Below are 13552 nucleotides of genomic sequence, written 5' to 3' on the forward strand. Positions count from 1 at the left end.
TAAATACAAGGTATTTTCTAAGAGAGATGAACTTTACTTGTTGGTTCTAACCCTTGTTTTGATTTCCTCAAAAATGTGATAAATAAAAAACGATAACTTCCAAATAAGAAGTTATCGTTTTTGTGTATTAGAAAGCTAAAGATTAAGTTTCATTTAGCCTATTCTATTGCTATTAGTTCCAGCCGAAGCGTCTGCCTCTACCATTGCGGTCAAAGTACATCCAACTTCCATCTTCTAGCTGAATCCATTTATTGCGCGCCATTTCTCCGGAATTGGCATCAAAGTAACGGTTAGCACCATTGACATAGACAATCTTACCTTTGACTTGCTTGCCATTTTGGTCGAAGTAAAGGGTTTGTTGGCCAATCTGCTGCAAACCTGTCACTGCTTTACCAGACTGATCGAAGTAGTACCATTCGTTCTTGGCACCTTCAACAAACTTGTTGGCTGCCATTTCTCCTGAGTTTGCATCGAAGTAACGGATAGATTTATCAGCCAGAGTTACTAGCTGTCCTTTGACTTGCTTACCATTTTGGTCAAAGTAAAGGGTTTGTTGACCAATCTTCTGAAGACCTGTCACTGCTTTACCAGCCTGATCAAAGTAATACCATTCGTTCTTGGCACCTTCTGCAAACTTGCCGACTGCCATTTCTCCTGAATTAGCATCGAAGTAACGGATAGATTTATCATCCAGAGTTACTACTTTACCTTTGACTTGCTTACCATCTTGGTCAAAGTAAAGGGTTTGTTGGCCAATCTTCTGAAGACCTGTCACTGCTTTACCAGTCTGATCGAAGTAATACCATTCGTTCTTAGATCCTTCTGCAAACTTGCCGACTGCCATTTCTCCGGAATTAGCATCGAAGTAACGGATTGATTTATCAGACAGAGTTACTACTTTACCCTTGACTTGCTTGCCATCTTGGTCGAAGTAAAGTGTTTGCTGGCCAAGTTTTTGAAGACCTGTTACTGCAACACCATCTGCTCCGAAATAGTACCAGTCACTTGGATTATCACCTTGGGCAAAGCGGTTAGCAGCAGCATTACCTGAATCCTTATCAAAGTAACGCAGTTTACCATCTTTGGCACGCACAACCTTGCCTTTGACTTGGTAGCCGTTTTGGTCGAAGAATTGCTGATTGCCGCCCATGGTTACCAGACCTCTAGCCATGACACCCTTGGCATCAAAGTAACGCCAGTTTTGGCCGTCAGTAGTATAGTAACGGTTGAGAATTTGGGCGCCAGTCTTATCGTAGTAGTACTGATTGCCGTTTTCATCTTCACGGAGAGAGTCACGCAGCTGAATACCATTCTTGAGGAAATAAACTTGCTTGCCATCAATTTCATGAGCACCTGTTGCTAAATAACCTCGCTTATCAAAGTAATACCAATTTCCATTTTCATCTTGGATAAAGGAATTTCTAGCTTGATAGCCACTAGTTGAATAGTACTTGAATCCAGTAGTATCTTTGACAAATCCTGTGTAAGCATTCTTATTAACTAATTGTTTAGGCAGTACCATCTCACCATTCTTGTTGTTGAGATATTCGTTGCTAGCCCAGTCTTTAAGAACATAGTAAGCACCACGACCCAAGATATTAGTACCGTTGAAATGTTTAGCAGACCACTTGGTAATCTTCTCATCAGTCGTCATCTTTTGACCGTTGGAAATCTGTACTCGTTCAAAGATTTCTGGATATTTAGCTTTGAGTTCATCCAAGAAGGCTCCACCATACTTACCTTGATAGTCTGTACCATTCGTTTTAGTATTGGCAACGTAAAGATTTTCCTTGATTTCTGCGCCTTCACGGTAGGTTCCGTAGTTGTTGACACGAGTTGCTGTTACCACTTCCTTGCCTGGCAGGTTGTAGATTTGGTCTGGCACCCAGTCCGCAATGGCTTGGATATTGACACTGTGAAGAGCACGGAGAGCATTGAGCAGGTCATCTAAAGAACCATATTTATTGTTCTTGCTCATAGCCATGTCATAGCGGTCTTCAAAGGCATAACCATTCTGGATGATAGAATCTAGGAAAGTACCGTCTTGGCTAGATACATACTGAGGTGGCAGCTCAAATGAAGTCACTCCCCATTCCTTGAAGAGGTTGACATTTTTAGCAATGACTTTATTGGTATATTGATCATCGCGAGTTGCAAAGTCTTGGAAGTTAGAGAATCCTTCGTAAATCAGCTGAGAATCAAGGGCTGCGCTAGACTCGTAAACCTGACCGCTGGCATTTTTCTTCTTGCTGGCTGTTACACGAGCATCCTGATCTGCCTTAGCACCAACTGGTACCCAAACAGCCAGATAACCAGAAACTTGGACATTGCTGTAGCCTGCAATATCATTCATATCAAAGGTCAAAATACCATTAGCATCAGTCTTCTTCCAGAGAGATTGCGGCACTTCTTCGTCAGTTAAATAGCGGGAAATGCCATCTTTGGTCGTCAAGAGCACAGGACGGTAGTATTGATTCTTATGGGCTGCTCCCATATTGACTTGCAGTTTATCCCACTCGTTCAGCTTGAGATTCGGGTTGTTAGAAGCAATAACTGCCATCCCTTGGGTACGAGTTTCTGCTGTTCCTTCATCTGTTGCTTCGTTAGCACCAGTACCGTAACGAACAGAGGTTAAAATACCATTGTAAGACCATTTATCAGCCTCACGAGGGACACCCATATAGGTGACTTTCATGTCCTGTCCGCCAGCTACATACTTAATCCGAGCACGCAACAGGGCATCGATAGCGTCGTGGTAAGGAGATTTTTTCTCCATGTATTGACCGTCATCTGTATAGAGATCACCATAGTAGACCCGAGTGATGGAGTCTTTGTTGGAGAGCATGAGAGCATGAGCAGTTGGGATATTAAACTGCGTATACTTCTTGTCTGCCTTGCGCATATCTTCGTTGTAGATCTTGAAGGCTTGCTTGAGTTCATCCATGGTAAAGGTCAAACCATCCGTATTTGGATTGATATTTTCCCGGATGATGTCGGCAATAACGGTCTGCACTTCACTATCATGAGCCCGAACAAAGATATAATTGGCCATCCGCTCGCCATTTTTCTTTTCAGTAGAACGGTCATTCAGACTATTCGTAATCGTTGGCTCTACACCACTACGGATAGAAAGCTTGCGCATGAACGAATAAAGCAAGGATAGACGAAGCTTATTATCAATCGGTAATTGTGCACCCTTGGTGTCTTTGTTGTAGTCAGGGTCGTTGTCAGACCAAGCTTCCAAGATAGACAAATGCTTGATGGCTTCTTCTTCACTTTCTCCAACCTTGTAGCGAGACTTGAAGTAGTCAGAGGCAATCTGGAGCAAGTCCGCATTGACATTGTCTACCGCATCGACACGGACTCCGTCAAAGTTAGCAGTCGGATCATTGGCTACGATGCTTCCGAAGTTCATCATAAAGTGCAGCCAGTTGAGTTGCTCAGCCTGAACAGCTGGATTAGAGTTATCAAAGTCATTGGCTAGCAGGAACTCATAACCACCATTTGACTTGTCAATGAAGTACTTAGGTGTACCAGTTTGGTTGGTAGGTGTGCGGTTAAGGATGCGGTACTTAGAATTAGCATGAGAAGTCTTATCACTATTGGTATAAAGCAGAGCTCCGCCTTGCAAGTGGTCCTTATTAGTACCAGTTGTTTCAGACTCTGTCTTGATGTTCCAGTTTGGCTGAGTTTTGACAAATGCGCCCATCAGTGTTCTCAGCCATTTAGTATCGCCTTCTTTACCGATTCTTTCTTCGATTTTGCGCTGAACCTGCTGAGAAGCACCTGTCAGGATAGCTTGTTCCACTTTGTTTTCAAAAGCTCCTGCTCCCAGACCTTGCTGGTTCATATAGTTGAGATAGCTAACCTGCGTTTGCTTATCAGGCCACCAAGCCATCAAAAGCGGACGTAGGTCTGTTTCTGTCGATGCTGTCCATGTTTTTCCGTCTTTCAAGATGAACTTTGGACGATACCAGCTATCTGCTGTCAGGTAGCCGTCAACTGTTTCAATATCCTTTTCCGTAGTGCCATGGAAGGCATTCTTTTGAGTGAATTCATTATTGAGACTGCTAGTACCTTGCTGGAATTGATACTCAGCTGAATCAATCAATGCTCCAGTCTCTGCATCGAAATAAAGAATTTTTCCATTGAGCTCAACAGCGAAATTCTTTTTCACTGTACCGTCATCCTGAACATAGTATTTCTTGCCATCAATGGTCTTGATGTGAGATAAGACATCATCATCATGCTCAGTATTAACAGGTGCCGCTTGGGCTTGAGCAGCCACCATTCTTTCAGCTATCGCTCCCTGTCTTTGAGCCGGTTCTGGCAAGCGATCTTTCTTTGCAACCTTTGGATTTGCAACAATCTTGTCTGTAACAGTCTTCTTTGCTTGTTTGTCAGCAGTTGCTGGACTTGCTTGTCTATCCTGATCAGTTGCTTCCGGTTTAGCAGTTTCTGATGTTGCATTAGCTGCTTTTGCTTCTTCAGCAACGGCTGATTTTTCTGTAGTTGCTGCTTCTGCTGCTGCCTGCTTAGCTGGCTCTTGAGCATCTGTTTGAACCGCTGCTTCCGTATTTGCTGCAGTTTCAGTAGTTTTTTCACTGGCTACAGCAGCATCAGTCACCTTGTCTGCAGAAGTTGCTTTTTCTGCTTCCAGCTGAGAAGCTGAGTTGGCTTGTACTTGAACTGGCTGCCCTGAACTGCTATCCTGAGCTGCAGCTGGCTCTTGAACTGCCACCTGCTTGACATCATCAGCGTGGACAAGACCTGCTTCGAGACCAAGTACTTTTGGTGCTACGATAAGTGCTAAGGTAGTCACACCGATGGCTACCCAGTTCTTCTTAACTTTATGCATCTTATAATGAATTTTTTTCTCCATCATAAAACCTCCTTCTGAATTTGGTATAAAGTTATACTCTTATTCTAGTATATTTTTAGAAATGAGTCTATTTTATTTGCACATCTGCAATTGTGATCGGCAAATTCTTTCAAACTGAGCTTTGAGCTTCTGGGCAACACCGAAGGAATCTAAGAATTCCAAAAAAGATAAGCATTGCTCAATATCACTTAGAGCATGGCTATTTCCAACCTTGTAGGAATAAAGGGCCCTATGATACTTAATCAGCATCCGTTCATAGAGATCTGTCTCAGGGATTTTAGAATGATCAAGATAATTGAGGAATCTCATAGCAACCTGCAAATGGTTTCCTTCTATGCAGACGCTGATAACATTAAGCAGCATCTTAATAATACGCCGGCGGTTCTCTGGTAGGTCATTATAAAACTGAGTTCGATTAATCATCTCACTAGCAAAGGTTTCCAGTGTTTCCAAGGTCAGTAAATCTACACTATTAGTAAAGAGCCAGAGTTCATAACGTCCCCACTCCTCGACGGAAAAGAGATAATCAGTCAGCAATTCTGTATCTTTCTTGCTAATCTGAAAATCTGGACTGCAGGAAGACAATACTGCTCTAACAACAATTGTATTGAGCCTATAGTTCTTCTTCTCAGGGAACTTTTCAGCCAAAGCTTCTGAGCTAGCCAAAATACTTTGGAGCTTGACGACATTGTTTTCCTGATAAGCATCAGCTACTTTTTTTGAGAAAAGCGCATCATCTGCCTCAATGTAGTTATGGTAAACATACTGGAACTCGTCTAGAGAAACAGCCATATTCTTTAAGCAGCAATAGAAAGAATCAAGCGTGATACCACTGACTCCCCGCTCAAAACGGGACAATTGAGCCACTGAAATATCTCCGGCCGCCGCTTCTTTAAGAGACATGTTTTTTGATTCTCTAATGACTTTGAAAATTTTTCCAAATGTTTTCAACATACCGAACCCCCGGTTTCATATATGCAATAAAATTTTTTACTAAATTTAATATACTAGTAATATATTTCTGTTTTGTTACAAAAAAACTACTTTGTATTTCTAAATGATACAAATAGATTAACTTGAACAATAAAATAACTCAATATAGTGATTTTTTCTGAAAATTTTATGGTTTTCAAGAAAATGCTAATTTTACAAGAAAGTCAGGAGGGTTCAACCTGACAACTTGAAAACATTGGCTTTTTTAAATCTAGCCTCCTTACTTATACAAAAATAAACTTGGATAATCTAAGGTTTATAGATGACTGAAATAAAACTGTAACACAATCTGAGTAAACATCTTTTTAGACATGAATGAAAGGAAGTAAAATGAAAAGGACTTAGTCCTGTCCAATGCAGAACTAAATCCTTTTACTAGTTGTTTATCTAACTTTTGGGAATAATTTAAGTTTCCCAGTTTTTACATCTGTCTCAAGCGCTCCACCCGCTCTGAGATAGGAGGGTGCGTATAGAAGAGTTTCTTCAGTCCGCCTTCTTTCTTAGGGTCGCTGATATAGAGAGCTGCACTTGCATCATCGACATGATGTTCCATAGGCTCGCTGCGATCCAGCTTGAGTAGGGCATTAATCATCCCTTGCGGATTGCGGGTCAGCTCTACACTGGAAGCATCAGCCAGAAACTCCCGCTGACGAGAAATGGCCAACTGCACCAAGGTAGCTGCCAGAGGAGCTAAAACGATAGTAATCAGTGATACGATAAGGAGAATAATTCCCAAACCACTATCGTTATCTCGATCATTACTACTGCGCCGTCCGCCACCAAACCACATCATACGGCCAGCCAGGCTAGACAACATGGTAATAGCACTGGCCAAAGCTACAGCAATCGTTGAAATTCTGATATCATAATTTCGAATATGACTGACTTCATGGCCTATCACTCCCTCAAGCTCCTCACGATTCATGATTTGCAAGATACCTGTCGTTGCTGCGACAGCCGCATTTTCAGGCTTAGAACCGGTCGCAAAAGCATTGGGAGAGGAATCCTCTACGATATAGACACGTGGCATAGGAATCTGAGCGACCATGGCCATATCTTGAACAATATGATAGAGCTCAGGCGCTTCCTGCTCAGAGACCTCACGAGCTCCATTCATCGCCATGACCACTTCTGTAGACTGAAAAATCATTACTCCGGCATAAATCGCTCCGATGATCAAGGCTAGCAAGACACCACCAACAGCAGAGCGAAGCCAGAGATAGCCAATAGCTGCTCCAAGGAGAGCCAAGAGTCCGAAAAAAGCGATAAGGAGGAGCCAAGTCCTCCTTTTATTGCTGGCAATTTGATCAAATAGCATCTTAGTCACCTAGTCCAGTGCTGCCAAAGTCAACTTTTGGTACAGCCTTTTCTTCTTCTGGTGTCTTGAGGAAGTCAGCAGCTTTAAAGCCAAAGATTCCTGCAACAATATTGCTTGGGAATGTTTCCAACTTGACATTGTAGTTGCTAGTTACTGAATTATAAAGCTGACGAGAATAAGCAATTTTATTTTCAGTATTGGTCAGCTCTTCCTGCAACTTCAAGTAGTTGGTATTTGCTTTCAGATCTGGATAGCTTTCAGCTACTGCAAAGATTCCAGAAATCTGACGAGAAAGGGCGTCGCTGGCTTGCATGGCTTCGGCTGGTGAAGCAGCTGAAGCTACCTGGTTGCGCAGTTGGGTTACCTTTTCCAAGGTTGCCTGCTCGTACTTGCCATAGCCTTTGACCGTTTCCAAGAGGTTAGGAATCAGGTCATTACGGCGTTTGAGCTGCACATCGATCTGACTCCAAGCTTCCTGAGTTTGCATGCGGCTTTTAACCAAGGTATTGTAAGCACCAACAACGAAGAATGCTAAAACCGCGACAATAATAAGAACAATAATAAAAGTCATGATATACTCCTCCAATTTTGATTAGACTTATTATATCAAAAAATAGTAGAACTGTCTTTATTCTTGACATTGATTTAGAAAAGATGTACGATAAAGGAAAGAATAAACCGACTGTCGGTCTAATAAAATTTTACTAATAAAAAGGATGCAAGCATGGCTAATAAAAAAGACTTTATCTTAGATACCGCACAAAAGCTTTTTATGGAGCAAGGCTTTGACCAGACCTCTATCTCCCAGATTTTAGAAGCGACTCAAATCGCCCGCGGTACTCTCTACTATTACTTTTCTTCTAAGGAAGAGATAATGGATGCCATCATTGAGCGAACTATTGAACAAGCATTTACGGCTTCTCAAGCCTTTGCCAATAATCGTGAACTAACTGTCCTAGAGCGCTTGTTTGGCAGCATGGCTGCTCTGAATCTTAATCATCAAGAGGGAGAGGAAGTGCTGCTGCATCTCAATCAGCCGCAAAATGCGCTCCTGCACGAAAAGACCAATCAAATTCTTCTTGAACGGGCACCTCAGATTCTACTTCCCATCATCCAAGACGGCATCACCGCTGGAGATATGAGGACCGACTATCCCTACGAAAGCTTGGAAATGATTCTTACCTATTCCCTGCAAGCTTTTGGCAGCAGTTTTCAGGCACTACCTCCAGAAAAACAGCAGCAAAAACTACAAGCTTTTCTCTATCTTTTAGAAACTCTTTTTCACAGCCGGCAAGGCTACTTCAATCCCTTTCTATCTTTGATTCAGACTCAAAGCAGCTAGACAGCTAAGCACTAGATTCACTATTTACACTTACTTGCCATTGCAAACATAAGGAGGCAACTATGAAACAATCAGGTTTTAGACTCTTTTTATTGATTTGGATTGGAAGCCTCATCTCGGAAATCGGCTCTGGTATGACTTCTTTCGCTTTAGGTGTTTATATCTTCCAGCTGACCGGTTTGGTTTCTGTTTCTTCTTTTGTTACGCTTTGTGCTTTTCTACCCGGTCTTTTGGTTACTCCTCTGGCTGGAATTCTGGCAGATCGCTATGACCGAAGATTGCTGATGGCTCTGGGAGATGGTCTGTCAGGCTTAGGAGTTCTCTGGATTTACTTTAGTCTGAAGAATCCTGCTTTGATTTTTATCTGTATCGGAGCTGCCATTAGCTCACTCTTTTCAGCCTTGGTCAATCCAGCCTTTCGAGCTACAATTTCCGACTTGCTGCCTGAGGACCAGTTATCAAAAGCAACTGGTTTGTCCCAGATTAATGGCATTGCCCGCTATCTGATTTCACCAGCCTTGGCTGGAATGATTTTGGCCAGTGGACATATCAGCACGATTCTAGTGCTAGATTTTTCAACGATTTTTGTGACAGTAGCCTGCACCTTGCTGGCTCGTAGGGCCATTCATTCGCAAGTTTATAGCAGTGACAGTCGTTTCTGGGTGGATTTCCTTAAAGGTTTTCAAATCGTCTATGGGAAAAAAGGAATCTGGATTTTAGTCCTAGCTGGAACAGGCTTTTCCTTCTTTCTGGGAACTGTCCAAATCCTGCTTTCTCCCTTGGTGCTGGCTTTCGCAGACGCCAAAACAGCCGGCTGGGTCATGACCATCTCCAGCAGCGGGATGCTGATAGGAGGCTTAGTTCTGGGGATATTTGCTATCAAAAAACACTTCCATCGTATGCTCTGCCTCTCACTATTTCTACTGGGACTCTTCATGGTTGGGCTGGGAATGAAGGAAAACTTCATCTGGATTTGCAGCTTTGGCTTTCTCCTCTTTGCTGCCCTACCTTTCGCCAATACAGCCATTGACTATCTGGTCCGCATCAATATTAACAAAGCCGATCAAGGCAAGGTCTGGGGGACCATCGGCATTATCTCTCAGCTGGGCTATGTGCTAGCTTATGCTGGCATGGGTTGGGTCGCGGATACTCTTTTCAAGCCCTCACTGACTTACTTTGGCTGGCTGGCAAATTCTGTCGGAAAAATCATCGGTGTTGGAGGAGGCAGAGGCTACGGTCTGCTCTTTATCCTATCCGGTATCTCTATCAGCATCGGTGCTTATCTGCTCTCCCGAGCACGTTCAGTAAAGGAGCTGGAATATGTTTCAACGCTTGATAAAAAATGATTTAAAAGAAAACAAAGTCAGCATGCTGGTCATCGGGCTTTTCCTTCTTCTGACTCTGACCCTAAGCTTTGCAGCCACGCGCCTGACTGTCAGCCTCACTAGCTCAATTGAGCGCTTTGTGGAAACAGCTAAAAGTCCTCACCTGCTACAGATGCACAGCGGAAGCGTCGATCGAGAACGCCTGCAAAACTTCGTCCAGCAGCATCCGGAAATTGCCTCTTGGCAGCTGACAGACTTTGTCAATGTGGAAGGATCAGCCATCCGCATCAATGGACAGGACTCGCTTCAGGACAGCTCCCAGGATAATGGCTTTTCCAGTCAGAACCAAAATTTTGACTTTCTGCTGGATCAGAATAACCAGCCAGCCCAGCCTCACCCAGGCCAAGTTTATATCCCCCTTTATTATTACAATAGCGGAAAAATCAAAATCGGTGACCAAATAAAAGTCGGCAAGCTAGAGCTGACTGTCCAGGGCTTTATTCGAGATGCCCAGATGAATGCTGGTCTAGTCTCCTCTAAGCGCTTCCTCATTTCACAGACTGATTTGCAGACTCTAAAAAAAGAAGCTTTTGCATCTAACGAGAACCTGATTGCCTTTAGAGTACATAAGCTTAGTCAGATCTCTACCATTGAGCAAGCCTATAAAAATGCCGAGCTCGAGTCCAATGGACCGCCTATGATCACCTATCCGACTATCAAGATGATTAACGGCTTCAATGATGCTCTAGTCATCCTAGTCATGGGACTACTGGTTATGGCCATCATTGGCATCACCTTTCTCTGCATGCGCTTTGCCCTCTTGACCAAGATTCAAGAAGAACTGCAGCAGATTGCCGTTATGAAGGTGATGGGACTACCCCAAAGCTTTATCAGCAGAGTCTACCTGACCAAGTATTATTTCTGCCTGGCTCTAGCAACCATCGCTGGATGGGGACTGTCCTTTCTCCTGAGTTCTCCTTTTAAAAAGCAGATGGCACTGTCTATGGGGCAAAGTCCGACGCCCTTCTATAGCTATCTTTTGGAAATGCTAGTGGCTCTACTGCTCTGTCTCTTGGTCTTCTGGCTGACTGCCCGGCCTCTCAGCTCTTTTAAGAAAATGACGCCTGGCCAAGCTTTAAGATTAGCTTCTTCCAACAGTCTGACCGAGACTCCTTCTACTCCCAAAATGGGATTACCGACTATCCCCCTCTTAGACAGGCCCTATTTCGCTCTGAAAACGATTCTGAATCATAAAAAACTCTATTTGACAATGTTGTTCATTGTCAGTTTGATTAGCCTGCTTATCCTGCTGCCAGCCAGTCTCTACAGCACTGTGATGGACAAGAATTTCATTCAGTATCTGGGAGCTGGTCAGGCAGATGTGTTGGTTGATATTTCTCAGACTGAAGACATTGATACCAAGGCTGCCCAGCTTCTGAAAGAACTGCAGGCAGACAAGGATATCGCAGAGATTAATCAGTACCAGAGCCAGAATTTCTCCTATCAAGACCAGCAAGGTCAGACCCAGCAGTTGCGGGTAACTCTGGGAAACCATGCGGGATTTCCAGTCAAATACAGCCAAGGCCGCTATCCTAAAAACGAGCATGAAATTGCCCTCTCCAAGCTTAAGGCAGAAGAGCTCAAGCTAAAAGTAGGAGACAGCCTGACCTTGACGGTAGACGGTCAACCCAGAAAATTAAAAGTAGTCGGTATTTACTCAGACCTGACCTACAGCGGCAAGACCGCCAAGGCTGTCTTTGTGACAAAGCAAGCGCAAACACTCAATAGTCTGACGACCATCCACCTTAAAGATGCTAGTAAAAACGCTGAAAAAATCAACGAATGGAAAAAACGCTATTCCAATTATAAATTAACCGACGTAGAAGACTTTTTCCATCAGACTTTTGATGACACTCTAGCCATGCTCCGCTTGATTCAGACCAGCGTTTTCTGGACAGGACTCAGCATTGTCTTCATCCTTATGACTCTCTTTGTCTATATGATTTTCACCAAGGACCAAGCTGACTTGGCACTTTATCGGATGCTGGGATTTGGCAGTGAACGACTCAGGAGCCACTACCTGCTCGCTGTCTGTTTCATCTTGATGCTGGCTCTGGCAATAGCCGACCTGCTGCTCCTTAGTCTAGGGCAAGAAGTCTGCAGTCTGCTGCTCAGCAGCTTCGGTATCAGCAAACTCCAGCTCATCATCAATAAGTCCCTTACTTTTCTATGGACACCGCTGGCTCTGCTTCTTAGCGGACTTACAGCAGCACACATCAGTCTCCGAGCTCTGAACAAGCTGGAAATTGGACGCTATCTCAAGGAATATTGACCTTAAGCAGATAGCTTCCAAGCGCTTAGCACTTATTTTACATCCAAGGAAAAGCCTATGTTATTAGAAGCACACAACCTCAGCAAAAGCTATCAGGAAAATCAGGAGCCCATTCTTCGTGATTTATCGCTAAAGATTGAAAGTGGCCAATTCATCGCCATCATGGGGCCGTCTGGCTGCGGGAAATCCACTCTGCTCAATCTTCTGTCCACCATTGACAGACCTGACCAAGGCCAGATTCTTTACCAGGAACAGGACTTGCTAGCCATGAAAGATAAAGACTTAGACCGCCTTCGCAGAGAGGCTTTCGGCTTTGTCTTCCAGCAGGCAACCTTCCTGAAAAATCTCAATATCCTAGACAATATCTGTCTACCGAGTATCATTGGTAAGAAAAGCAATGAGCGAAAGGCAGCCTACGAAAGAGCCAAGGAATTAATGGCTCTGACTGGGATTAAGGACATTGCTCACCGCTCTATCCATCAGGTATCGGGCGGCCAAATCCAGCGAGCCGGCATCTGCCGCTCTCTCATGAACCATCCTCGAATCATTTTTGCTGACGAGCCGACAGGAGCGCTCAACTCTCAGGCTGGCCGTCAAGCTATGGAGCTCATGCAGCACTTCCACCAGCAGGGCGCAAGCATTCTCCTAGTGACGCATGATGCCAGCGTGGCTACCTATGCAGACAAGATCCTACTCATTTTAGATGGCAAGATCAAAAAAGAAGTTCTCTTTGACCCAGCTACTAATCAAGATGAGCGCCGCCAGCTGCTCTTGGCGGACCTCAATCAGATTGGCATATAAAAAAGAGGCCCTTCGGCAGTGTACTGACCCCAAAAAGTTAGACAAATAATTTAAGTGAAGGATTTAGTTCTGTATTGTACAGGACTAAGTCCTTTTAGTTTGACTTTGATTCGTTTGTTATTGTAGTAATCAATATAGTCTACAATAGCTTGTTTCAATTGTTCAAGTGACTGAAACGTCTTCTCATAACCATAAAACATTTCGGATTTCAAAATGCCAAAGAAGGACTCCATCATGCCGTTGTCTGGGCTGTTGCCCTTGCGTGACATAGATGGCTGAATTCCCTTACTCTCTAGAAAGCGATGATAAGAATCATGTTGGTATTGCCAGCCCTGGTCACTATGGAGAATCGTATTCTCGTAGTGTTTCTCTGTGAATGCCTGTTCCAACATCGTTTTTACTTGTTCTAAATTAGGCGAACAAGAAAGATTAAAAGCGATGATTTCACTGTTATATCCATCCAGAACAGGGGATAAATAGAGTTTCTGCCTGCTTGCTGGAATGGCAAACTCTGTCACATCCGTATAGCACTTTTCCATTGGCTTGGCTGCTTCAAACT

General features: G+C 43.6%; 9 protein-coding genes. 4 read left to right on the top strand and 5 right to left on the bottom strand.

The window, feature by feature from the left end; all coding sequences use genetic code 11:
* Positions 1 to 172 precede the first annotated feature (172 nt).
* From K1I94_RS05690 to K1I94_RS05705, 4 genes are all read right to left on the bottom strand, one after another.
* Positions 173 to 4885 (bottom strand): glycoside hydrolase family 70 protein, encoded by a 4713-nt coding sequence (locus tag K1I94_RS05690; RefSeq protein ID WP_223314695.1) that lies wholly within the window; start codon positions 4883 to 4885, stop codon positions 173 to 175.
* Positions 4886 to 4954: 69 nt separating this feature from the next.
* Positions 4955 to 5836 carry a helix-turn-helix domain-containing protein gene (locus tag K1I94_RS05695; RefSeq protein ID WP_002896237.1) on the bottom strand — a complete coding sequence of 294 codons (882 nt, stop codon included), beginning with the start codon at positions 5834 to 5836 and terminating at the stop codon, positions 4955 to 4957.
* A 460-nt stretch (positions 5837 to 6296) separates the two neighbouring features.
* Positions 6297 to 7193 (bottom strand): zinc metalloprotease HtpX, encoded by an 897-nt coding sequence (gene htpX, locus K1I94_RS05700; protein WP_223314696.1) that lies wholly within the window; start codon positions 7191 to 7193, stop codon positions 6297 to 6299.
* A gap of 1 nt (position 7194) precedes the next feature.
* Positions 7195 to 7764, bottom strand: coding sequence for a LemA family protein (locus K1I94_RS05705; protein WP_072073563.1), 570 nt, complete (start codon positions 7762 to 7764; stop codon positions 7195 to 7197).
* Positions 7765 to 7917: 153 nt separating this feature from the next.
* On the opposite strand from K1I94_RS05705, the gene K1I94_RS05710 reads away from it, so the two are divergent.
* From K1I94_RS05710 to K1I94_RS05725, 4 genes are all read left to right on the top strand, one after another.
* A complete protein-coding gene (locus tag K1I94_RS05710) occupies positions 7918 to 8535 on the top strand; it encodes a TetR/AcrR family transcriptional regulator (protein ID WP_011836620.1) in 618 nt (205 codons plus the stop codon).
* Between the two features lie 62 nt (positions 8536 to 8597).
* Positions 8598 to 9881, top strand: coding sequence for an MFS transporter (locus K1I94_RS05715; protein WP_223314697.1), 1284 nt, complete (start codon positions 8598 to 8600; stop codon positions 9879 to 9881).
* Positions 9856 to 12192, top strand: coding sequence for an ABC transporter permease (locus K1I94_RS05720; RefSeq protein ID WP_223314698.1), 2337 nt, complete (start codon positions 9856 to 9858; stop codon positions 12190 to 12192). The genes K1I94_RS05715 and K1I94_RS05720 overlap by 26 nt, the downstream gene beginning before the upstream one ends.
* A 57-nt stretch (positions 12193 to 12249) precedes the next feature.
* A complete protein-coding gene (locus K1I94_RS05725; RefSeq protein ID WP_223314699.1) occupies positions 12250 to 12993 on the top strand; it encodes an ABC transporter ATP-binding protein in 744 nt (247 codons plus the stop codon).
* Between the two features lie 50 nt (positions 12994 to 13043).
* Here K1I94_RS05725 and K1I94_RS05730 read toward each other — a convergent pair.
* On the bottom strand, positions 13044 to 13552 hold a 509-nt coding region (locus K1I94_RS05730), incomplete at its 5' end, for an IS3 family transposase (protein ID WP_223314700.1).

The organism is Streptococcus sanguinis, from assembly GCF_019929145.1.
Lineage (GTDB): Bacteria > Bacillota > Bacilli > Lactobacillales > Streptococcaceae > Streptococcus > Streptococcus sanguinis_U.